Source organism: Streptomyces sp. NRRL F-5650 (genome assembly GCF_000721365.1).
Classification (GTDB): domain Bacteria; phylum Actinomycetota; class Actinomycetes; order Streptomycetales; family Streptomycetaceae; genus Streptomyces; species Streptomyces ardesiacus.
In genome coordinates this window covers 13,533-34,753 of record NZ_JOGV01000055.1, presented here as the reverse complement: position 1 = coordinate 34,753, position 21,221 = coordinate 13,533, and the positions used below count along the sequence as shown (strand labels likewise).

The 21,221-nt window shown below is 73.3% G+C and carries 19 protein-coding genes; 4 read left to right on the top strand and 15 right to left on the bottom strand.

Going from position 1 to position 21,221, the window contains the following annotated elements:
• Nucleotides 1-32 precede the first annotated feature (32 nt).
• Nucleotides 33-506, bottom strand: a complete 474-nt coding sequence (locus IG88_RS0133425) for a hypothetical protein (RefSeq protein ID WP_031049400.1) — start codon at nt 504-506, stop codon at nt 33-35.
• A 272-nt stretch (nt 507-778) separates the two neighbouring features.
• Here IG88_RS0133425 and IG88_RS0133420 point away from each other — a divergent pair, with 272 nt between their 5' ends.
• Together IG88_RS0133420 and IG88_RS0133415 are read left to right on the top strand one after the other, a co-directional pair.
• Entirely contained in the window at nt 779-1,654 is an 876-nt protein-coding gene (locus tag IG88_RS0133420) for a helix-turn-helix domain-containing protein (RefSeq protein ID WP_031049398.1), read from the top strand.
• A gap of 129 nt (nt 1,655-1,783) precedes the next feature.
• A complete protein-coding gene (locus IG88_RS0133415; protein ID WP_031049396.1) occupies nt 1,784-2,599 on the top strand; it encodes an SAM-dependent methyltransferase in 816 nt (271 codons plus the stop codon).
• Between the two features lie 28 nt (nt 2,600-2,627).
• Here the strand turns inward: IG88_RS0133415 and IG88_RS0133410 are convergent, their stop codons facing one another.
• On the bottom strand, nt 2,628-4,277 hold the full coding sequence (locus IG88_RS0133410; RefSeq protein WP_037837265.1) for a VWA domain-containing protein: 1,650 nt from the start codon (nt 4,275-4,277) through the stop codon (nt 2,628-2,630).
• 20 nt (nt 4,278-4,297) lie between these two features.
• Nucleotides 4,298-5,515, bottom strand: coding sequence for an AAA family ATPase (locus IG88_RS0133405; RefSeq protein WP_031049392.1), 1,218 nt, complete (start codon nt 5,513-5,515; stop codon nt 4,298-4,300).
• A gap of 140 nt (nt 5,516-5,655) precedes the next feature.
• Here IG88_RS0133405 and IG88_RS0133400 point away from each other — a divergent pair, with 140 nt between their 5' ends.
• On the top strand, nt 5,656-7,560 hold the full coding sequence (locus IG88_RS0133400) for a glycoside hydrolase family 9 protein (RefSeq protein ID WP_031049390.1): 1,905 nt from the start codon (nt 5,656-5,658) through the stop codon (nt 7,558-7,560).
• 41 nt (nt 7,561-7,601) lie between these two features.
• Here IG88_RS0133400 and IG88_RS0133395 read toward each other — a convergent pair whose 3' ends face one another.
• Nucleotides 7,602-8,174, bottom strand: coding sequence for a TetR/AcrR family transcriptional regulator (locus IG88_RS0133395; RefSeq protein WP_031049388.1), 573 nt, complete (start codon nt 8,172-8,174; stop codon nt 7,602-7,604).
• A 149-nt stretch (nt 8,175-8,323) separates the two neighbouring features.
• Between IG88_RS0133395 and IG88_RS0133390 the strand changes: the two genes are divergently transcribed.
• Nucleotides 8,324-9,691 (top strand): phosphatase PAP2 family protein, encoded by a 1,368-nt coding sequence (locus IG88_RS0133390; protein ID WP_037837263.1) that lies wholly within the window; start codon nt 8,324-8,326, stop codon nt 9,689-9,691.
• Between the two features lie 15 nt (nt 9,692-9,706).
• Here IG88_RS0133390 and IG88_RS0133385 read toward each other — a convergent pair whose 3' ends face one another.
• The 11 genes from IG88_RS0133385 to IG88_RS0133335 all read right to left on the bottom strand — a co-directional run bounded on the left by IG88_RS0133385 (nt 9,707) and on the right by IG88_RS0133335 (nt 20,821).
• On the bottom strand, nt 9,707-10,627 hold the full coding sequence (locus IG88_RS0133385; protein ID WP_031049386.1) for an SDR family oxidoreductase: 921 nt from the start codon (nt 10,625-10,627) through the stop codon (nt 9,707-9,709).
• A 113-nt stretch (nt 10,628-10,740) separates the two neighbouring features.
• Nucleotides 10,741-11,529 carry a hypothetical protein gene (locus tag IG88_RS0133380; protein ID WP_051852169.1) on the bottom strand — a complete coding sequence of 263 codons (789 nt, stop codon included), beginning with the start codon at nt 11,527-11,529 and terminating at the stop codon, nt 10,741-10,743.
• Nucleotides 11,530-11,715: 186 nt separating this feature from the next.
• A complete protein-coding gene (ssuE, locus tag IG88_RS0133375; RefSeq protein ID WP_031049384.1) occupies nt 11,716-12,273 on the bottom strand; it encodes an NADPH-dependent FMN reductase in 558 nt (185 codons plus the stop codon).
• Nucleotides 12,274-12,324: 51 nt separating this feature from the next.
• Complete coding sequence (locus IG88_RS0133370) at nt 12,325-13,113, bottom strand: serine aminopeptidase domain-containing protein (protein ID WP_031049382.1); 789 nt, start codon at nt 13,111-13,113, stop codon at nt 12,325-12,327.
• Nucleotide 13,114: 1 nt separating this feature from the next.
• On the bottom strand, nt 13,115-14,149 hold the full coding sequence (locus IG88_RS0133365; protein ID WP_031049380.1) for an LLM class flavin-dependent oxidoreductase: 1,035 nt from the start codon (nt 14,147-14,149) through the stop codon (nt 13,115-13,117).
• An 11-nt stretch (nt 14,150-14,160) separates the two neighbouring features.
• A complete protein-coding gene (locus tag IG88_RS0133360; RefSeq protein WP_031049379.1) occupies nt 14,161-15,501 on the bottom strand; it encodes an NtaA/DmoA family FMN-dependent monooxygenase in 1,341 nt (446 codons plus the stop codon).
• Nucleotides 15,502-15,628: 127 nt separating this feature from the next.
• Complete coding sequence (locus tag IG88_RS0133355; RefSeq protein WP_031049377.1) at nt 15,629-16,462, bottom strand: ABC transporter ATP-binding protein; 834 nt, start codon at nt 16,460-16,462, stop codon at nt 15,629-15,631.
• Nucleotides 16,459-17,361: an ABC transporter ATP-binding protein gene (locus tag IG88_RS0133350; protein ID WP_031049375.1), complete on the bottom strand. Its 903-nt coding sequence runs from the start codon at nt 17,359-17,361 to the stop codon at nt 16,459-16,461. Before IG88_RS0133350 ends, IG88_RS0133355 begins: the two co-directional genes overlap by 4 nt.
• The gene (locus IG88_RS0133345; protein ID WP_031049373.1) at nt 17,358-18,257 is read right to left on the bottom strand and encodes an ABC transporter permease; all 900 of its coding nucleotides are present in this window, start codon (nt 18,255-18,257) and stop codon (nt 17,358-17,360) included. The genes IG88_RS0133350 and IG88_RS0133345 overlap by 4 nt, the downstream gene beginning before the upstream one ends.
• A gap of 3 nt (nt 18,258-18,260) precedes the next feature.
• Complete coding sequence (locus IG88_RS0133340) at nt 18,261-19,235, bottom strand: ABC transporter permease (RefSeq protein ID WP_031049371.1); 975 nt, start codon at nt 19,233-19,235, stop codon at nt 18,261-18,263.
• Nucleotides 19,232-20,821 carry an ABC transporter substrate-binding protein gene (locus tag IG88_RS0133335; RefSeq protein ID WP_031049369.1) on the bottom strand — a complete coding sequence of 530 codons (1,590 nt, stop codon included), beginning with the start codon at nt 20,819-20,821 and terminating at the stop codon, nt 19,232-19,234. The genes IG88_RS0133340 and IG88_RS0133335 overlap by 4 nt, the downstream gene beginning before the upstream one ends.
• Between the last annotated feature and the right edge of the window lie 400 nt (nt 20,822-21,221).

Below are 21,221 nucleotides of genomic sequence, written 5' to 3'. Positions count from 1 at the left end.
GTGAAGCGGGGCAAAGGAGTTCGCACCGACCGTCACGGAGCCGGGGACCAGTGGGGTGGTACACCGGCGAGCCCGCAGACGGCGAAGTACAGCGGGAGTGGCGCGGTGTAGGGCGAGTCGCCGTCGGGCCCGTGGACCAGCAGCGGACCGCGCGGCGGGTCCAGCGGCCGCGGGCGGATCCAGGACGGGTCACCGGTGACGTAGTGGGTGCCGAACGGCCACCTGACCCCGGCGTCGGAGCCGGACGGGACGATCCACCACCAGCGCTCCCCGTCGGCGAACACACAGCCGGCGCGGGGCAGACGGGCCAGGAGGCGCTCGCCGTCGGAGGCGGAGGTGCCCACGGCGTCGTGCCCGAGTCCGGCGCGCACTCCCGCCGGCAGGCGGAGCGAGACGGGGACCGGACCGCGTCGGCCCGGCGGGTCCGCCGTCGACCCCAAGGGGCGGGAGCGGTCGCGGACGGCGGCCTCGGACGGACGTGGGTCAGGGGTGTGCTGCGGATCCATGGGGGGTGTGTCCTTTGGCCGCGACGGACGGCATGAGAACGTTGTCGCGCGCGACCGTCCCACGGGGAGGGGGCAGGGTCCGCGACGGGTCGGTGCTGGTCGTCGGTTGAGGAAGGCAGAGGCGGTGGAGTCACTCTGTCACCTGTCAACAACCGTGCGCAACCGCCAAGTTGAAAATTGCAGGTGTTCAAGGGCATGCTCCTGCGGCGAGGCGGCGCCCGTGCCGGACTCGTGTGTCCGGACCGGGCGCGGGACGGTGAAGGGGAGACGGTGTGACCACGGAGACCGACTGGGGCGGCGCTCCCTCCGTGCTGCGGATGATCCTCGGCAGGCAGTTGGAGGAGTTGCGCACCCGCGCCGGTCTCACGTTCGAGCAGGCCGGTGAGGCGATCGGGGTGAGCCACTCCACGATCCGCCGGCTCGAAGCGGCGAAGGTCGCCCGGCTGCGCCTTCCGGACGTGGAGAAACTGCTCCAGATCTACGGCGTCCACGACCGGCAGGAGATCGACACCTTCCTGAAGTCGGCACGCGAGGCGAACAAACGGGGCTGGTGGCACACCTACCGCGACGTCATGCCGGACTGGTTCGCGGCGTACCTGAGCCTGGAGCAGGCGGCCCTGCACATCCGCGCCTACGAGTCCGGGTCCGTGCACGGTCTGCTGCAGACCCCGGCCTACGCGCGGGCCCTGCTGAGTGCCGCCAACCCGCACGCCTCCGCCGTCGCCACCGAGCGGCGCGTGGCCCTGCGCATGCGGCGCCAGGAGATCCTCACCCGCCCCCGTCCGCCCCGGCTGTGGGTGGTGATGGACGAGACGGTCCTGCGCTGGCCCGTCGGCGGCGCCGAGGTGATGCGCCAGCAGGTGGATCACCTGATCGAAGTGGGCAGGCTGCCCCATGTGACGCTCCAGATCATGCCGTTCGCGGCCGGACCGCACCCCGCCATGCGCGCCGGCGCGTTCGACCTGTTCCGGTTCAGGGCACCCGAACTGCCCGACATCGTCTACCTCGGCGGGCTCGTGGGCGCCGTCTACCTGGACAAGGCCGACGACGTGGTCGTCTACCGAGAGGCCCTGGACCGCCTGGGCGCGCAGGCGGTACCGGCCCGGGGCACCGAGGAACTCCTCGGCGCGCTGCGCAAGGAGCTGTGAACACCGGGAGCCGCGACCGGCACCCGCCACCGGAAGTCCACACGAGAGCCCGCCACCGGAAGTCCACCACCGAGAGCCCGCCACCGAAAGTCCGCCCGTACCGCACAACCCTATGGAGAGGGGCGCACGTTGTCCGACAGCGGATGGCCTGCCGACCGGATCGACACCGACCACGCGCACTCGGCCCGCATCTACGACTACATCCTGGGAGGGAAGGACTACTACCCCGCCGACCGCGAGGCGGGCGACGCGATGGCGCGGGAATGGCCGGCCTTCCCCGTCCACATGCGCGCCAACCGGGACTGGATGAACCGCGCCGTGCGATGGCTGGCCGAGGAGGCGGGCGTCCGCCAGTTCCTCGACATCGGCACCGGCATCCCCACTTCGCCCAACCTGCACGAGATAGCGCAGTCGGTGGCCCCCGAGTCGCGGGTGGTCTACGTGGACAACGACCCGATCGTCCTCACCCTCTCCCAGGGCCTGCTGTCCAGCACGCCCGAGGGCCGCACGACGTACATCGAGGCGGACTTCCAGAACCCGGAGGCCGTCCTGGAGTCGGACGAGTTCCGCAAGACGCTGGACCTCGGCCGGCCCGTCGCGCTCACCGTGATCGCGATCGTCCACTTCGTCCTGGACGAGGACGACGCGGTCGGCATCGTCCGCCGTCTCCTGGAGCCGCTGCCCTCGGGCAGCTACCTGGCCATGACCATCGGCACCGCCGAGTTCGCCCCCGACGAGGTGGGCCGGGTCGCACGGGAGTACGCGGCCCGCGGCCTGCCGATGCGGCTGCGGACCATGGCGGAGGCCCACGAGTTCTTCGAGGGCCTGGAACTGGCCGGGCCGGGCATCGTCCAGGTCCACAAGTGGCACCCGGACGGCACCGGCGAGCAGGGCGTCCGGGACGAGGACGTCGCGATGTACGGGGCGGTGGCCCGCAAGCCGTAGCGTCCGCCCGCCGGTCCGGGCTCCCGGGTCAGATGACGCGGAACAGGTCCGCTGCGGCGTGGACGTCGGTGAAGTCCTCGACGGAACGGAGGTTGTCGCACAGGGCCTCCAGGACCGACCCGGCCGCCGCGACGCGCGGGGAGCCGATGCCCACGCCGAAGACCCGGAAGTCCAGCCGGCGTTTGGCCGCGTTCCAGCCGCGCATCCACTCCTCGGTGACGCCGCAGTCGTCGTCGGTGAGCATCACGATGTCCCCGCGGGTGCGGCCGGCGTCGTTGAACTCCTCCTCCAACAGTTCCGCCGCCGCCGTCAGGGGCCGCTGGTAACTGGTGCCGCCGCCGAGGAAGGTCTCCGCGAAGTCGAGGGTGCGGGAGAGCGGGGTGGGGTGGTCGGCCGGGAAGCGGAAGACCCGGAGCCTGTCGGCGGCGGAGAAGAGGATGCCGACGAAGTCGCGCCCCGCGTGGCGGGCCTGGTCCAGCAGCGCCAGGGCGCACGCCTTCGCCCACGCCTCCCGCGTGATGCCGCCCGGCCCCGCCTCGTACATGGAGTGCGAGGTGTCCACGCACGCGACGACCGCACCCCGGCCGGTGGACTGCTCGCCCCGGCTGTCGTAGAGCATCAGCTCCCCGGCGGCGTACCGCGCGGCGAACACCGCCCGCAGTTCGGGCAGTCCGAGACTGGCCAGCTCGGAGGGGACGAGTCGGGACAGGTCGTCGCCGAGGGTGACCCCGATCAGCTCCCCGGTGGCGTTCTCCACCTTGCGGGCCCGCTCGCCGTCGGCCATCTGCCGGAAACGGCCGATCAGCCGGGCCCACTCGGCGAGCCGCCCGGTGCGCAGCCGCTCGGCCAGCCGGGCGCGCTCGCCGAAGGGCATCCGCTCCAGCTCGCCGGGACCGACGCCCCAGGCCCGCATCAGCGCGGCCTCCTCGCGGGCGGCCGCCGCCGCTCTCGCCACCGCGCCCCTCGCGACGGCACGGACGCCGGGGACCGCCGCGGCCAGGGCCTGACCGGCGCCGTCGGCCGCCCGGCGCGCTGCGGCCTCCGCGGCGCCGACCGCCTGTCGTACGGCGTCGGCCGCCGATTCCGGCACGGTGCCGTCCTCGTCGGCCGCCTCGGCGGCCTGCCGCAGCGCCTCGGCCACGGCCGATGCCGCGTCCCCGGCCTCCCGCCGCGCCCGGCCCGCGTGCTCGTCGCGGTCCCGGGCGGGCCGGGCGTCGTCCAGCATCCGGCGCAGCGCGCCGCCCTGGGCCAGCACGGCCAGGGCGGCGGCGTACGGGTCGCCAGCCGTCTCCCGGTGCAGGGCGGCGAACTCCGGCGACTCCAGCAGTGCAGCCACGATGCGGTGGTTGACCATCCGGGAAAGGTCCATCCCGGCGGCGTCGCGCAGGCGCGGGGCGGCCTTGTAGGCCGCCAGGAAGGCGTCTGCCAGGAGGTCGCCGGTGTGGGGGTGGAGCGCGCCCAGTTCGGCGGCCAGCTCCCGCAGCGCGGCGGACTGCTCGTAGGTGTCGAGCCAGGTGGCGCGGTCGAAACGGTCCGCGACGACGGCGCCGGTGTGCCCCGCGGGAGCGCCGTCGGCCGACCGGGCCGGCCACGTCCCGGCCCGCTCCGTCAGCGCGTCGAGCCGGATGCGGGCCCCGCCGCCGGTCCCGTCCGGGTGAGCCCTTGCCTCGTCGTCCACGGTGTCGTCGCTCCCGGCGCTCAGAGCTGGGCCTGCACCATGCTGGCGTCCACGCCGAGGGCCTCGGTGAGGACCCGGGCGCGGACAGCGCGCTGGCGTCCGGTGATCCGGTCGATGGCGGTGGTGGAGCGGCCGGCGCCCACCGCCTCCGCGCGCAGTCTCTCCAGCCGGCGGCCCGCCGTGGCCAACTGGTTGTGGGCCTTCTTGATGACCCACTCGCTCAGCGCCTCGCGCGACTGCCCGGCCATCGCGTCGAGCTGGGTCTCCAGCTCGTCGATGGTGTCGGCCAGATCGAGGGCCTCCTTGGCGTCCGGGTTGACCAGGTGCAGCACCTCGCGTTCGACGGTCGGGCGCTGGGCGGGGGAGTCCCACAGCACATGGGTCAGGACCGACAGGTCGCTCTCGGCGACCGCGGGCCGTCCGTCGAGGTACGCGGAGGCCTGGAGCAGGCCCACGGCCTGCCGCCAGCGCCGGTCGGAGGCGATCAGCTCCTTGCGGCGCAGGGCGGCCCGCAGGGTGCACACCGCGTCCACGATCGCGTCGGGCACCTCGACGGCGGGGACCGCCTCGTCCACGGCGTGCCGCAGCGCGGCCAGTTCCACGGTGGTCCGCCTCGGCGCCGCCGGGCGGCGGACGGCGGAGCGGACCAGGGCGGCGAAGTTGGAGGGGTCCTCCAGGTACGTGACCTCGATCCGCACCAGCAGCCGGTCGTAGATCGCGGCCGTGTCCTCGCCGTCCGGCAGTTCGTTGCTCGCCGTGATGGCGCCGATCAGAGGACAGCGCACCGGTTCCCCGCCGCTCTCGGGGTGGTAGATCCGCTCGTTGAGGTAGCCCAGCGTCTCGTTGAGCGCAGCCGTGGAGCACTTGAAGATCTCGTCGATGAACGCGACGTGCGCGGTGGTGGCACGCCCCTCGTAGATCTGGCGGTACTCCCCGCGCGCCAGCGCGGCGACGTCGACCGGCCCGAACATCCGCGTCGGCGCGGTGAACTTGGACAGCAGGATCTCCCAGTACGACGCGCCCACGATCCGGCCCGTGAGTTCCCGGGCCAGTTCGGACTTGGCCGTTCCCGGCGGACCGAGCACCAGCGAGTGCTGACCGGCCAGCAGCGTCACCAGCAACGTCCGTACGACGTCGGCACGTTCGTAGAAGCGGTCCGACAGCTCGTCGCCGATCGCCCGGAGCCGCGCGGCCGTGTCCGGTGCGGCGGGCGTCTCCTGCGGGTCCTGTGGGCCCATGGCCGACTCCTCCTGTGACGGTCCGGGTGGGCTGGCAGGTCGAAAGCCTATCCCGCCCGAACGCCCGTTCTCGCGGCTCCGTTCCCCGGACCGGGACCTCGGCCCGCAGCCGGGTGCCGCCGTCGACCAGACTGTCCACCATGAACGACGTCTTCCCGCCGCCGGCCCGCGCCGTGTCGGCCGTGACCGCCTGCGTCCTTGCGGCCTGCTGTCTCACCGCGTGCTCCGAGGGCGAGGCCGAAGTTCCGGTGCTGCTCCGCGTGAACCAGGTCGGATACGCGAGCGGCGAGAAGAAGTTCGCCTACGTCATGGGCGACGGGAAGCGACTGGCCGATGCGGAGTACGAGGTGCTGGACGAGCGGGGGAACACGGCGGGGCACGGCGGCCTCGGGCCCTCGCTCGGAAGCTGGAACAGCACGTACGGCGCCGTGCGCACCATCGACCTCACCTCGCTCGACCGCGCCGGCACCTACCGGCTGCGGCTCGTCGGCGCGGACGGCGACCCCGGGGTCCGCTTCCGGGTGGCACCGGCCCGGCAGTTGCTGGATCCGCTACGCGCCGACAGCGTGCGGTTCTTCAGCACCCAGCGGGACGGCGAGGACGTGCTGACCGACGCGACCGGGCGGGTGCCCTCGCACCTGACCGACGTGCGGGCCCGGACCTACGCGCTGCCGCGGACGGCCTCTGCGGCCGACGGGACGACTGCGGCTCCGGACCCGTCGCAGGCCGGCGGTCCCGTGGACGTGTCGGGCGGCTGGTTCGACGCCGGCGACTTTCTGAAGTTCACGCACACGGCGTCGTACGTGGTCGCGCAGATGCTGACCACCGTCCGCGACACCCCCTCGGTGCCCGGGCTGCGGGACGAGGCACGCCACGGTCTGCGGTGGCTGGACAGGATGTGGGACGGGGAGACGGGCACGCTCCACGCACAGGTCGGACTCGGATCCGGCACCGGGAAGGTGCGCGGGGACCACGACGTGTGGCGGCTGCCCGAGGAGGACGACCGGCTCACCGTGGCGCCGGGAGACGCCGACTACCTGATCAAGTACCGGCCCGTCTTCCGGGCCAACGGGCCGGGGGAGCCCGTCAGCCCCAATCTCGCGGGCCGGGTGAGCGCCGCCTTCGCCCTCGCGGCGCAGACCGAGGCCGCCGAGCACCCGGCCAGGGCCCGCGAGTGGCTCGACAAGGCGGCCGCCGTCTACGCACGGGCGGACACCCGGCCGGCCAAGGGGGCCCTGGTGACGACCACGCCCGCGGACTACTACCAGGAGCACACCTGGCGCGACGACATGGAGTGGGCTGCCGTCGAACTCGCCCGCGGCGCGGACGCCCTGGGCGACGCACGGCGCTCGCGGTGGCGCGAGGAGGCGGCCGCCTGGGCCCGGGCGGCCCTGCGCGAGGAGCACGGCGGCCCGCTCGGTCCCGCCGACGTCAGTGCCCTCGCCCACGCCGACGTGCTCACGTCGGCGGACCCCGACGCCGGCCTCACGGCCGCGCTGAAGGCGGAGCTGGGACGGCAGGTGGAGACGGGCAGGAAGCGGGCGGCCGAGGACCCCTTCCGGTCGGGTGTCGTCCCCGGTGACTTCGACGCGGTGCCGAACACCTTCGGGCTGCTCGCGACCGCCGAACTGTACGCCCGCGTCACCGGCGACCACCGGTACGACGACTTCGCCGCGCAGCAGCGGGCGTGGGTCTTCGGGGCCAACGCCTGGGGCACCAGCTTCGTGGTGGGCGCCGGTGACCTCTTCCCGCACTGCCTCCAGCACCAGGTCGCCAACCTGGCCATGAGCCGCAGCGGCCGCGGCGACATCCTGCGCGGCGCCGTCGTCAACGGTCCGAACGACGCGGCACTGCTGAAGGAACCGGAAACCCCCGACGGGGCCCGGCCCTGTTCCCACGCCCCCGAGGGCGCGCCGTGGTCCGAGTTCGACGGCCGGGGTGCCGGTTACGTCGACGACGTGCGGTCCTGGCAGACGGTGGAACCGGCGGACGACTTCACCTCGACGGCCCTGTACGCCCTGTCGCTGACCGCCGCGCGGTCCTGAGGGGGCGCCGGCCGGGGAGGGGCGACGGGGCCGGGCGCGGGTCAGGAGGTGGTCGGCCAGGTCCGCAGCAGGGTGTCCAGCGCGTCGAGGATCTCCGTCCAGCTCTGCTGCGAGTCGGGGGCACTGTGGCTGAAGCCCCCCGCGGCCTCCAGACCGACGAAGCCGCTGAAGACGCTGCCCAGCAGCCGCACGGCGTGGGTCTGGTGCGGTTCCGCCAGGTGGTAGCCGCGCAGGATGGCCCGCGACATCTGGGCGTGCCGCACCCCGGCGCTGGACGCCGCCGCCTCCGGGTCGAGCGGGAACTGGGTGGCGGCGAAGCGGCCCGGGTGTTCGAGGGCGTAGTCGCGGTAGACGTTGGCGAAGGCGACCAGCGCGTCCTTGCCCGCCCGCCCGGCCACCGCCGCGGAGGCCCGGTCCGCCAGCTCCTCGAGGGCGAACAGCGCGATCCCGGTCTTGAGGTCGTGGGCGTTGCGCACGTGCGAGTACAGGCTCGCCGTCCGGACGCCGAAGCGCCGGGCCAGCTCCGTCGGGGTGGTGCGCTCGAAGCCGATCTCGTCGGCCGTCTCGGCCCCGGCCCTGATCAGGGTCTCGGTCGTCAGTCCTGCCCGGGCCACACCCGTCCTCCGCGTCGGTCGTCCGTCGGCCGGGGACGATTATGAGCTTGCCTAAGATGCTTAGGCAAGCGGTGCCGTTAGCATGTTCGAACTCGTGACGAACCGTACGAGTGTCTCCGTGTTCGATCCCTAGCAAACGGGCCAGACAAGTGAAAACCACACCATCACGAATATCCTCGCGCAGAGACCTCGGTCCGCTGTTCGCCGCGTGGCGCCGGCCGCGCGCCGTGCTGTGGACCGCTGCGGGTGTGGTGACCCTCGGATTCCTCGTCGCGCTGGAGTTCGCCGCGCGCCACTACGGCGTGCGGGGCCCGATCACCGAGCAGGCGCGAGAAGTCGTCTTCGCCCCGGACTCCGGGCCGCTGCTGTACGCCGGGCTCGCCCTGACGATGGTGGTGCTGACCTGGCGGCAGCGCCTGGTCGCGGCCGGTGCCGCGATCGGCGTCGACGTGGTGTTCTGGCTGGTGCGCTGGGCGGTCGGCGCCGACATGAACTTCGGCAACGGCGCGCTGTGGGTGGTCCTGGGCTGTGCGGTCGTCGCCGTGACGCGCCGCACCGGCGCCGAGCGGGCCCTGCTGCTGAAGGGCTCCGGGCTGGGTCTGCTGCTGGTGGCCGGACACAAGACGGGGGACACCTGGCTGCTCATCACCTCCGAGACCCGCAAGGCGGTGCTCGACCCGTACGTGGCCACCGCCGACCACGCACTGGGCAACCCCTCCTGGCTGGTGGGCCGGTTCGTCGAGGCCACCGAACCGGTCGGGGGTCACGTCCTCCACCTCGTCTACGGCCAGCTACCGCTGGCCGCGGCCCTCGTCGGGCTGTACCAACTGCGTCACGTGGCGGCCGAGCGCCGCTTCCCGAGCCACCACCTCGTGCGCACCTTCCTCGTCATCGGCCTGCTCGGCCCCGCCGTCTACATGATCTTCCCGGTCGTCGGGCCGGTCTTCGCCTACGGCGCCGACGGCGGCCAGTGGGCGCTGGCCAACGTGTGGCCCGGCACCCTGCCGCCGGGCGGCGCGCCGCACGCGATCCCGTTCGACGACGTCACCCCGCGCAACTGCATGCCGAGCCTGCACACCGCGTGGGCCACCACACTCTTCATCCACTCCCGCAAGGGCTCCCGTCCCATGCGGTTCGCGGGCGCCTTCTGGCTGGCCGCCACGCTCACCGCGACGCTGGGCTTCGGCTACCACTACGGCGCCGACCTGCTCGCCGGTGTGGTCTTCGCGCTCACCGTCGAGGCCGCGATGCGCGCGTTCGCGCGGGGCTGGGACCGCGCGGCCGTCCGGCTGGTCGCGTACGGCACCACGGTGTTCGCCGCGCTGCTGGTCTCGTACCGGTACCTGCCGCAGGAGATGGCCGGTCACCCGTGGGCCGCAGGGCCGCTGCTCGTCCTCGCGACGGCCTCCGTGGTCGTCGGGTACGTGCGCACCACCCGGCTGTGGGAGCCGGCGGCCGTACCCACGCGGCACCCGGAACCGCCGCGCCCCGCGGAACCGCAGCCCGAGCTGGTCTGAGGACCGACCGGTGCCCTACTTGAAGTAGTGACGCTGCTCGAGGTCCTCGACGAGCCCCGGCTGGACGGGCCGCCAGTCCAGCAGTTCCCGGGTCAGGGCGCTGGACGCGGCCCGGTTGGAGGCGACCTGTGCCGCCAGCCACGAGAAGTGGGCCTCCGCCTCGGCGGCCGGGACGGACACCACCGGCAGGCCCAGTTGCCGGCCGATCACCTCGGCGAGGACCCGGACGGGCACGCCCTCCTCCGCGACGGCGTGCAGAGTCGAGCCCGCCGGCGCCTTCTCCAGCGCGAGACGGAACAGGTGCGCGGAGTCGAGACGGTGCGCCGCCGACCAGCGGTTGGAGCCGTCGCCGACGTAGCCGGAGACCCCCTTGTCGCGGGCGATGCCGATGAGGGCCGGGACGAACCCGTTGTCCCCCTCGCCGTGATTGGTCGGGGCCAGCCGGACCACCGAGGAGCGGACGCCGCGGGCCGCCAGGGAGAGGGTCAGCTCGGCGGTCGCGGCCCGGACGTGCGGGGCCTCGCCCCGGGCGGCGGCGGCGAGGTCCGGGTCGTGGCCGTCGCGCTCCGTCGCCACGTGCCCGGGGATCGCGGGGGTCCCGGACGCGATCGTGAACGGCCGGCCCGATCCCGCGAGGGCCTCACCGATCACCTCGACGGCCCGCCGGTCCGCCTCCCCCGCGCCCTTGAAGTCCCCCGAGAACGCGATGTCGTGCTTGAAGGCCAGGTGGACGACCCCGTCCGATGCGGCGGCGGCGCCGCGCAGGACGTCGAGGTCGTCCAGGGTGCCCCGGACCACGCCGGCCCCGGCCGCGGCGAGCGCCTCGGCCGAGGCGTCCGACCGGGCGAGCCCCACGACCTGGTGACCCGCCCCGATCAGCTCGGGAACGACGGCTGATCCGATCCAGCCGGAGGCGCCGGTGACGAAAACACGCATGAGATTCCTCCAGAGATGTCCGCAGATGCCGACTGTCGACCCCGCCGGGCGCGACGAGCGCGCGGCGCGGAGCCATCGATGACAGCCGCTGTCATCGACACTAACACGCGATGTCAGACACTGCCATCACCCTGGGTTGCCGAACCTTTTCCGGCGTCCCGCCGTCGCGGTGCCGGGGGACGCATCAGCAGGAGGTCGTCGCCCCAGGCGTCCAGCGTCAGCCCGTGGCCCGCCGCGCGCACCGCGGTCTCGACCCGGCCGAACAGCTCGCGCTGCGCCTTCGTGTCACCGGCCCCGGTGATCTGCGCGAGCGTCGCCAGCAGCTCGCGCGTGTCCCAGTCCGGGAGTGGGAACCGGTCCAGTTCCCACTCCAGGTACTTGTTGTAGGGGCGCGGAGGGCGGTCGAGGGCGAACAGCAGCTCCAGCAGGAAGCCGACACTGTCCGCCGCGTCCAGCCGCGCGGCCAGCGCATGCCCGTCCCGGGCGTTCTTCAGCGACCGGTAGTGGGAGTTGGCGTAGGCGTCGAGCCGGGCCGCCGCCAACCGCGAGGCGTCCCCCGCACCGAGCCTCCCCTTGGCGGCCACCATCCTCGTGACGCGCCCGCCCAGCCGGTCGAGCAGGACCCGGGCCCGGGCGATCGCGTACCGCTCCCAGTCGCCGAGCCGGCCGAACTCCGAGACCGTCACGACGACCAGGTCGAGCCGGGCGGAGCGGAAGCCGTCGAGGGCGGCCAGTCCGCTCTGCGCATCGTCGGCGACCACGACGTACAGGTCGTGGTCGGAGTGCGGGGTGACCATGCCCTCGTGGGCGTGGGAGCCCTTGAGGACGAGACCGACGACGCCGGGATCACCGACGGCGCGGGCGACGAACGCCTCGTAGGACATCGGGTGGGGTGCGGACATGTGCGGGACCTCCGGACTGCCTGACGGTGGCCATGCCGAGCCGCCCTCGAAGTCCCCTGGACAGGAGGGCGGTCACTCCGTCCGCGGCGGCCGGGGCCGCCGCATCGCAGCTCAACGCACGGCCCGGACGTCAGCAGGCGCCGCCGGAGGCCCGCGACGTGTTTGCCGGCCTCCCCGGCGCGGCACTCACCCCGTCGGTGCGAGGGTGGTGGCGCGCGGGGTGAGGGCTGCCGAGAACTGGTCCGTGACCCGGGTCAGGGCGTCGGCGGTGGCGGGGGCGACGAGCGTGGTGCCGTCTTCGCCGACGGTGATGTCCTTGTCCAGAGTGAACCAGCCGGGGACGACGTGCAGGGCCCCCATCGAGCTGAGCACGGGGCGCAGCGCGTAGTCGATGGCCAGGACATGGGCCGTGCTGCCGCCGGTGGCCAGCGGGAGCACCGTCTTGCCGGCCAGGGCGTACTGCGGGAGCAGGTCGAGCAGCGACTTGAGCAGCCCCGAGTAGGCGGCCTTGTACACCGGCGTCCCGATCACCACCCCGTCCGCCCGCTCGAACAGGGCGGCGGCGCCGGTGATCGCAGGGTGCCGGAAGTCGGCGCCCAGCAGGGCCTGCGCGGGCAGCGTGCGGACGTCCAACGGCGTCACATCGTGGCCCTGCAGCCGCAGCCGGTCGTCCAGGTGGCGCAGCAGGCGCGCGGTGCGTGAGGTGGGGGAGGGGCTTCCGGATACGGACAGGACGGCGGCCATGCGGTCACCCTTTCGCGGTCGGGGTTCGGAGGGGGCGGGCGGTCCCGCGGCTCACCAGGCGCTCGTCTCCACGGCGACCACTGGCACCAGTCCGTCGCGCAGGGCCTCCAGGAACGTCACGATCTCGGCGGCCACCGAACGGTGCTGCACGTCGTTGAGGACGTCGTGATGCGCGCCCCGGACCACCGAAAGGCGCGCCCGGGGCTGGGACTTGGCCGTACGGGCCAGGGCGTCCCGGTCCGCGAGCGGGTCCGCGTCGCCGACCAGGAACAGCGCGGGCACGCCCGGTTCGGCGTCGTAGGCGGCTGTGAGCAGCGTGTCCGGGAGCGCCTCGCCCAGCGAGCCCCGCCGTACCGCGGCGTCGTCGCTCAGCTTGCCGCGGTGTGCGGGGCAGGACGTGCGGATGTCGAGTTCCTCGTCCCAGGTGCCCACGGCGGGGGCCGTACGTCCCGGCAGTCCGGCCAGGACGACGGCGTCCGGACGCCGGCCGCCCGGCAGCCGCCCGGTGCGCCCGAGGTGCGCGGCGAGCGCGGCGGCACCCGCGTCGGCGCCGAGCAGCACGACGGGCTCCGTGACGCCCCCGCATCCCGCGGTGCCCTCGACCGCCTCCGCCAGCAGGGCGCCGAAGCGGGTGAGCGCGGCGTCGGTGCCGTCGGGCGTCTCGGTGCCCCCGGCCGCCAGGTCGGGCGCGTCCACGACGCGGACGCGGTAGGCGTCGGCCGCGAGGCGGGCCGCCAGCCGCCCGTAGGTCGCCCGGGTCTCGCCCCGGCCGGGCACCACGACGACCGTGCCGCGGGTGCGCAGGCCCTCGGGGGCGTGGTGGTCGGTGTGGTCGGTCATGTCAGACTCCTGCGGGTGCGGGCTGGTCGCGGGGCACCGGGCTCCAGCCGAGGGCGGGTGCCACCTCGGTCGCGATGAGCTCCAGGGCGCGGACCGTGGCGTCGTGGTCGGGCACTGCGGGGTTGAACTGGGTGATCAGATCGGTGGCGAGAGGCAGGACCTTCTCCCGCCGGAAGGCGGTGACGATCTCCTCGGGGGAGCCGTGGAAGGCGTGGAAGCGGCGCAGCGCCTCGTCCGCGTCGAGCCCCTTGGGAAACGCGCCGTGCTCCGCCATGCGCAGCGCCGCCCGGTGCACGTCCTGCCCGATGTGCCGCAGCGCCGTGCGGCGGTCCTTCGCCGGGAAGACCAGCCGGGACAGACCGATGCGCGGCCTGCGGGGCCGGTCCCAGGCCGCCAGGAAGGCGTCCGCCCAGGGGCGCTGCACCTCGTCGGTGGGCGCGTCGTGGCCGTAGGCGGCACGGTTGAGCAGCAGGTTGGACCCGCCGGCCGCCGCGTGGGCCGCTCCGAGCCGGCTGAACACGCCCTGCCAGATCCGGTCGGTGAAGTCGCCGGGCGCGGGCTGGACGCGGAAGCCGGGGGCGCCGACCTCCTCGTTGCCGAGGGCCCGCCGCAGGACGTCCAGGTGCTCGCTGGTCAGTTCGCGCTTGCGGGCCGCGTCGCGCCCGAAGGCGGCGTACTCCAGGTCGCCGGAGCCGCTGCCCACGCCGAGTTCGACCCGCCCGCCGCTCAGCGCGTCGACGGTCGCGACGTCCTCGGCGAGGCGGACCGGGTCCTCCAGCGGGAGCACCGTGACCGCCGTGCCGAGCCGGATCCGGGTGGTGCGGGCGGCGGCGTGCGCGAGGAAGGTCCACGGGGAGGACAGTCCTCCGCCGCCGAGCGGAACGTGGTGCTGGGCCACCCAGCCGACGTCGAAGCCGAGTTCGTCGGCGGCCACGAACAGGTCCTGTGCGTTGCGGTAGGTCCGGGCGAGGTCGGTGTCCCGCCCCTGGACGTGGGTGAGGAAGCCGAGCCTGAAGCGGGGCCGTTCGCCGGTCATGGCAGGCCCCCTCAGCCGTTCGCGGTACGGCGCCGGAGGGTGTGCCGGTTGACCGGGACCGGCAGGCCCAGGTTGCCGCGCAGCGTGTCGGCCTCGTACTCGGTGCGGAACAGGTTCCGCTTCTGCAGGATCGGCACCACGCCGTCGACGAAGAGGTCCAGTTCGTCCTGAGTGCGGAAGGCGAGGTTGATCCCGTCGAAGGTGCCGGCGTCGAACCACCGCTCGATCGTGTCGCCCACGGTCTCCGGTGCTCCGACGAAGGGAGAGCGGCGGAACTCGGCGACCGACTGCGCCACTTGACGCAACGTCAGATTCTCTCTGCGTGCCCGTTCGATGATCTGCGCGGCGCCGGTCCGGCCGCCCTTCTCGGCGAGGTGGGCGACGTCCGGGAACGGCGCGTCCAGGTCGTGCACGCTGAAGTCGTAGGCGCCGAAGGAACGGCCGAGCAGCGCCAGGTGGCGGTCGAAGTCGTTGTCCTCCTCGAAGATCTCCCGCTCCCTGCGCCTCGCCGCCTCGTCGGTGGCGGCGACGACCGGGCTGCCGTGGATGAAGATCTTGATGTGGTCCGGGTCCCGGCCGTGGGCGGCGGTCCGCTTCTTGATGTCGGCGTAGTACTCCTGCGCCTGCTCCAGCGAGCCGCCCGGCGCGTAGATGCCCTCGGCCACCCGCGCGGCCAGGTCGCGTCCCTCCTCCGAGACACCCGCCTGGAAGATGACCGGCTGGCCCTGTGCGGAGCGTGAGACGTTCAGCGGCCCGGCGACCTTGAAGTGCTCGCCCTCGTGGTTCAGTTCGTGCAGCCGGGTCGGGTCGAGGAAGACGTTGCGCGCCACGTCCGCCGGGAAGGCGTCGTCCTCGTAGGAGTCCCACAGCCCGCGGGCGACCTCCACGAACTCCAGGGCCCGGCCGTAGCGGGTGGCGTAGTCGAGGTGTTCGTCCAGCCCGTAGTTGCGCGAGGTGCCGGTGTCGAAGCTGGTGACGACGTTCCAGCCGGCCCGGCCGCCGCTGATGAGATCGAGCGAGGCGAAGCGGCGGGCGAGGTTGAAGGGCGAGTTGTACGTCGAACTGGCCGTGCCCACCAGGCCGATGTGCCGGGTGTGGGTGGTGACGGCCGACAGCAGCGTGAGCGGCTCCAGCCGGTTGAGGTAGTGCGCCGGGTAGGTGGCGTTGATGAACTGGCTGTCGACGATGAACAGGGCGTCGAACAGGGCGTGTTCGGCGGCCTGGGCCTGCTTGATGTAGTAGTTGATGTCGATGCTGGCGTCCTTGGCCACGCGGGGGTCCTTCCACAGCCCGTGCTGGCCGGGACCGCCGACGCCGTAGGGGTGCAGGGCGAGATGGATCCTTCGGGACATGGTTCGTTCCTGTCTGTGGTGAAGAGTCTTCCGTGACTGGTGACTGGTGACTGGTGACTGGTGACTGGTGGATGCTGCATGGCTACTGGTGACTCGGGCCTGGGGCCCGGGGTTTGCGGTGCGCCGGTCAGGCGGGGAGCCGGGCCCGCAGGGCCGCGCGCTCGGCGCGGTCGGCCGGGGCGCCGCGCAGCGTCGGCGCCGAACCGACCAGCAGCCGCGTGTACGGGTGCTCGGGCCGGCCCACGACCTCGCGTGCCGCACCCACCTCGACCAGCTCGCCCCGGTACAGCACGGCGATGCGGTCGGCGATCCCCGCCACGGACCCGAGGTCGTGGGAGATGAAGACGAGGGCCACCCCGCTCGCGCGCAGTTCCCTGAGGATCTCCAGGACCTGGACCCGGTTGGCGGAGTCGAGGGCGCTGACCGGCTCGTCGAGGATGACCAGCCGGGGTTCGGTGACCAGGGCGCGGGCCACCGCGACCCGCTGCCGCTGGCCGCCGGACAGCTCGCCCGGCAGCCGGCCGAGCAGGTCCTCGGTCAGCCGCACGCGCGGCAGGAAGGACCTCACCCGTGCCGCCGCCTCCGCACGGGCCGTCCCCCGTACGAGCAGCGGTTCGGTCAGCGACGCCTCGACGGTCAGGTCCGGGTCGAGGCTGCGCAGCGGGTCCTGGAAGACGTACTGGACCACCCCGCCGCGGCGCAGCTCGCGCCACTGGCGGGCGCCGTGGGCGGTGACGTCCTCGCCGTCGAGGACCACGGACCCGGCGGTGGGGCGCACCAGGCCGAGCACGGTGCGGGCGAGTGTCGACTTGCCCGAGCCCGTCTCGCCGATGAGGCCGAGCGCCTCGCCCGGCGCGACGCTCAGCGAGACGTCGTGCAGGACCCGGCGGCGTCCGCGCCGACCGCCGTAGTGGACCTCGAGCCCGGTGACGTCGAGGACCGGGCGGGTGCCGGTGCTCATGTCTCCTCCTTCGGTGCCGCGGGGCCGAGGAACCTCTCCAGCCCGTACTGCTCGTGCTCGCTGATCAGCAGCCGCGTGTACGCGTGCCGCGGGTCGTCCAGGACCCGGCGGGTCGGTCCCTGCTCGACTACCTCGCCCTGCCGCATGACCAGGACCTCGTCGCACAGCCGGGCCACCACCGCCAGGTCGTGGGAGACGACGACGAGCGCGAGCCCGGCGCGGTCGCGCAGGTCGGCGAGGAGGTCGAGGATCTCCGCCTGCACGGTGACGTCCAGCGCGGTGGTGGCCTCGTCGGCGACCAGGATCCGCGGGTCCGCGGCGACGGCGGCCGCGATGAGCACGCGCTGGAGCATGCCCCCGGACAACTCGTGGGGATACTGGTCGCGGACGAGTTCCGGGTCCCGCAGGTGCACCGCCCGCAGCAGGGCGAGAACCCGCTCGCGCGCCGCGCGGCGCCCGAGGCCCTTCTTGACCCGGACGACCTCCGCGATCTGCCTGCCGATGCGCAGCGACGGGTTGAGGTAGGACGCCGGGTCCTGGAACACCGCGCCGATGGTGGCCCCGCGCAGCGCGGTCCACCGCGCCGGCGTGAGCGTCGAGATGTCGGTGCCCTCGATCTCGATCGAACCGCCGGTGACCGCGAAGTGGTCGGGCAGGATGCCCAGCGCCGCCCGGCAGGTGAGGGTCTTGCCGCTGCCGGACTCGCCGACGATGCCGACCACCTTGCCGGGGGTGAGGTCGAAGCTGACGCCGTGCACGATCTCGCGTCCGTCGCCGCCGTCGGCGATCCGCACGTCGCGCAGGGAGAGCAGGGGCGCGGCGGGCCCGGGCGCAGTGGCGGGGCCACGGGGGCCGCTCTCCTCGGCCCGGGTGAGGAGCTTCTCGGACACGGTCGTCATCGCGCACCTCCGGCGGGAGCGGGGTCGGTGGGTCCGGTCCGGCCCGTCCGGCCGGTGCGGGCGCCGCGGCCCCGGAGCAGGGCGCGCCCCGCCTCGCCCGACACGTCGCGGATCGCGTCCGCGAGCAGGTTGCCGGCCCAGACGGTGATCATGATCAGCAGCGCGGGGGTCAGCGGTGCCCACGGCCGGTGGCTGAGGTAGCCGAGGTCCGAGGCGAGCAGCCCGCCCCAGGTCGGCTCCGGCGGCTGCACACCGATGCCCAGGAAGGTCAGGCTCGACACGATGACGAACCCGGTGCCGATGGTCTGGGCGAAGGCCACCGCGACCGGCGGCAGCACCTTGGCCCAGACGTGGCGCCGTACGACCCAGCCGATCGAGGCGCCGGAGATCAACGCCGCCTCCACGTACTGCGAGCGGGCCACGGCCAGGGTGGCGGCGCGGGACACCCGGTAGAAGAGGGGTGACACCAGTACACCGGTCACCAGCATCGCCTGCGCCAGCCCGTTGCCGAGCAGTGCGATCACGGCGACGGCGAACAGCAGGAACGGCAGCGCCACCAGCGTGTCGGCCAGCCGCAGGGTGATCCACTCGAAGACCCGGCCCAGGTACACCGACAGGATCCCCGGGACGGCTCCCACGACCAGGGCGGTGAGCGCGACCTGGAGGGCGCCCAGCACGCTGACCCGCGAGCCGTCGAGGAGTCTGCTCAGCACGTCCCGGCCGAGGTAGTCGGTGCCCAGCCAGTGGCCGCCGGACGCGGCGGCGAGCGTGTTGTCGCTGGTGGCCAGCGGATCCTGCGGAGCGAGCAGCGGCCCGAGGACCGCGAGCAGCGCGACCGCCGTCAGGATGCCGACGGCGATGCGTCCGGAGGTGAGGGAAAGGACGCGGCGCACCATGGGTCACACCCCTCTCTGCGCGGCCGGCGTGACACGCGCCAGCACCAGGTTGACGACGAGGTTGAAGGCGACGACCAGCGCGATCGACACCACCAGGACGCCCTGAACGGCCGGCACGTCACCGGCCTGGGCGGAGTCGTTGGCGAAACGTCCGAAGCCCTGGAGACCGAAGATCCACTCGGTCACCACGGAGGCGCCGACCAGCGCCGGGAACTTCAGGCCGAGGGTGGCGAGCGCCGGCCCCAGCCCGTTGCGCAGCACGTGCCCGAAGAAGATCCGCCGTGGGCCGAGCCCCCGTACGACCGCGCCCGTCACGTAGTTCTCCCGGTAGGCGGCGACGAGACTGGACCGCAGTTGGCGCGCGACGTCGGCGACGACGTCGAGGCTCAGTGCCAGCGCCGGGAGCGTGATGTGCGCGAGCCACGGCCCGAGGCCCTGCCCCGCCGGGACGTACCCGGCGGAGGGGAAGAGGCGGAGCTGGACGGCGAGCACCGCGACCAGCACGATGCCGACCACGAACGCGGGCATCACCGAGATCACCGTGACGAACCCGGTGACCGCCCGGTCCACCCACGTGGTGCGGCGCAGCGCCGCGAGCGTGCCGAGCGCGAAGCCCACCACCACACCGATCACCAGCGCGAACGTCGCGACGGAGAGACTGACGCCGAGACCCAGACCGATGAGCGTGGAGATGTCGGCGCCGTTGGTCCAGCTCGAACCGAGCTGCCCGTGCAGGACGCCGCCGATCCAGTCGCCGTACTGGACCAGGAACGGGCGGTCCAGCCCCCACTGGGCCTCGACCCGGGCGATCGCCTCGGGCGTGGCCTCCTCGCCGAGCTGGATCCGGGCGGGGCTGAGGCCGCTCATCGAGCGCAGTGCGAAGGTCACGAAGGTCGCCACCAGGAACACGGGCACGAAGATCGCGGCCGACCGGGCGAGGGTGACCAGGACCCGGCCGGCCGTCCGGGCGGCCGTCACGGGGTCGCCCCCTTGCCGCCGATGGTCACGCCGGTCCAGTCGATGTGGGCGGGGTTCTTCGGCAGGTCGGAGACCGACTTGCTCTTGGCGACGAGGTTGGGCGAGGAGTACGTGAAGACCAGGGCCCTGCTCTCCAGGCCCGCCCGCGTCGCGGCCCGCAGCACCTCGGGGTACTCGGGCGCGTCGAGCGGGGTCCGGCGCACCTTGGCGATCGCCTCCTCGAAGCCCTCCGGCTGGTAGGGGGAGCTGAGGTTGAGCGGACCGTCGGGGCCGAAGTGGGCGGTGAGCGTCTGGGCGGCGGAGTCCCGGCCGGTGGTGCCGTAGAGCGAGAACGTGAGGTCCTTGGCGAAGAACGGCGTGGCCCAGTTCTTGTCGATCCTGATGTCGACGGTGATGCCCACCTTCGCGAGCTGCGACTGCACGATCTCGGCCTGCGGGTCCTCCGCCGGGATCACCAGGTCGAGCTTGATGTCACCGGCCCGGTAGCCGGCCTCGGCGAGCAGCTTCTTCGACTTGGCGGGATCGTAGGGGTAGGCGTCCTCGGACTCGGGGTCGTAGGCCACGTAGCCCCTGGGGAAGGGCTGGTTGGTCGTCTCGCCGTAGCCGAAGGTCAGTTTGTCGACGAACTCCTGCCGGTTGACGGCGTGGCGCACCGCGTCGACGACCTTGTCGTCGTCGAACGGGGCCTTGTTGACGTTCAGGCTGATGTTGGAGGCGTTGAACCCGGGCTGGACGAAGACGTCGAGGCCGGCCTTCTTCGCGGCGTCCGCCTGACTGGGGTCGATGTCCGCGAAGTTGTACACCCCGGTCTGCAGGCCGGAGACGACCGTGGAGGCGTCGGGCGCGGAGGTGAGTTCGACGGAGTCGATGTGGATGTTCGCCGCGTCCCAGTAGTCCGGGTTCTTCTTGAGCACCGCCTTGGTGCCGGGGACGATCTGGGTGACGGTGAACGGACCGGCGCCGACCGGGTTCTGGTCCAGCTTCTCCGGTGCGGCGGCGGCCTTGGGGCTCGCGATCTGGAGGACGCGCTGGCCGAGCAACTGGGGTATCTGGTAGTCGACTTGGCTCAGGTGAAGGGTGGCGTCCAGTCCCTTGGCGTCCACCGACTCGATCGAGGTGAGATCGCCGAAGAGCGCCGAGTTCTTCTGCTTCTGGGCCCGTTCCACGGCCGCCTTGACGGCGGCGCCGTCGACCGGCTCGCCGTCGCTGAACTTCAGCCCGGGGCGCAGGTGGAAGGTGATCCGGTCGCCCCTGTCGTTGTACTCCCAGCTCTCGGCGAGGTCCGGGACGGCCTTGCCGGTGGTGTCGGTTCGGGTCAACGAGGCGTACACGAGGGAGAGTTCACGGAACTGGGCGCCGCTGCCCCCGACCACGGGGTCCCAGTGGGCGGGGAAGTAGGTGGAGGTCCACTTGAGGGTGGCGCCGCCGCTCGCGGAGGCCGCGTCACCGCCGCACGCGCTGAGGGCGGGGACGAACACGGTGGCGAGGGCGGCGCCGAGTGCGGTGGCGCGCAGTCGGCCGGAGCGGCGCCGCGGTCCGGGGCGGCGGGACGGTCCGGGGCGGCGGGGCGTGAGTCGTCCGGGCATCTCGTACTTTCTGTGACGGTCCCCGGCCGGACACGGGCAGGCCGGGGCGCGACTACGGGGCAACGGGCGGTCGCACGTGCGGACCTGACGCGGCGTCGGCGCGGGTACGCGGGGTGACGCCAGGCCGGGGCACGGCAGGTTCGCGGCGGGACGCGCGGCAGCGTCGTCCCGGGCGGGAGAAGAGAAAAGGGGGGGGAGGGAGGGGAGAGGACGGCGGACGCCGGGGGGCGAGGGCGGCGGGCCGTCCCGAACCGGAGGGCCGGGCGCCGCCGGGCCGATCGCGGCGGTCGGTCAGCGACAGAGAGCGCTGCAGGTGCGCCGCAGGTCCACGTAGCGGCACACCACGGCGGGGTGCGTCGTGAGCATGGTGCACATCCTGGAGGCAGTCACGAGCGCCTGT

What these genes read in the sequence shown, in the direction of transcription:
- IG88_RS0133360 (WP_031049379.1), bottom strand. Translation starts at nt 15,501, where the DNA reads ATGTCCCGAAGGATCCATCTCGCCCTGCACCCCTACGGCGTCGGCGGT.
- IG88_RS0133335 (WP_031049369.1), bottom strand. Translation starts at nt 20,821, where the DNA reads ATGCCCGGACGACTCACGCCCCGCCGCCCCGGACCGTCCCGCCGCCCC.
- IG88_RS0133350 (WP_031049375.1), bottom strand. Translation starts at nt 17,361, where the DNA reads ATGACGACCGTGTCCGAGAAGCTCCTCACCCGGGCCGAGGAGAGCGGC.
- ssuE (WP_031049384.1), bottom strand. Translation starts at nt 12,273, where the DNA reads ATGGCCGCCGTCCTGTCCGTATCCGGAAGCCCCTCCCCCACCTCACGC.
- IG88_RS0133400 (WP_031049390.1), top strand. Translation starts at nt 5,656, where the DNA reads ATGAACGACGTCTTCCCGCCGCCGGCCCGCGCCGTGTCGGCCGTGACC.
- IG88_RS0133385 (WP_031049386.1), bottom strand. Translation starts at nt 10,627, where the DNA reads ATGCGTGTTTTCGTCACCGGCGCCTCCGGCTGGATCGGATCAGCCGTC.
- IG88_RS0133365 (WP_031049380.1), bottom strand. Translation starts at nt 14,149, where the DNA reads ATGACCGGCGAACGGCCCCGCTTCAGGCTCGGCTTCCTCACCCACGTC.
- IG88_RS0133405 (WP_031049392.1), bottom strand. Translation starts at nt 5,515, where the DNA reads ATGGGCCCACAGGACCCGCAGGAGACGCCCGCCGCACCGGACACGGCC.
- IG88_RS0133355 (WP_031049377.1), bottom strand. Translation starts at nt 16,462, where the DNA reads ATGAGCACCGGCACCCGCCCGGTCCTCGACGTCACCGGGCTCGAGGTC.
- IG88_RS0133345 (WP_031049373.1), bottom strand. Translation starts at nt 18,257, where the DNA reads ATGGTGCGCCGCGTCCTTTCCCTCACCTCCGGACGCATCGCCGTCGGC.
- IG88_RS0133380 (WP_051852169.1), bottom strand. Translation starts at nt 11,529, where the DNA reads ATGTCCGCACCCCACCCGATGTCCTACGAGGCGTTCGTCGCCCGCGCC.
- IG88_RS0133370 (WP_031049382.1), bottom strand. Translation starts at nt 13,113, where the DNA reads ATGACCGACCACACCGACCACCACGCCCCCGAGGGCCTGCGCACCCGC.
- IG88_RS0133425 (WP_031049400.1), bottom strand. Translation starts at nt 506, where the DNA reads ATGGATCCGCAGCACACCCCTGACCCACGTCCGTCCGAGGCCGCCGTC.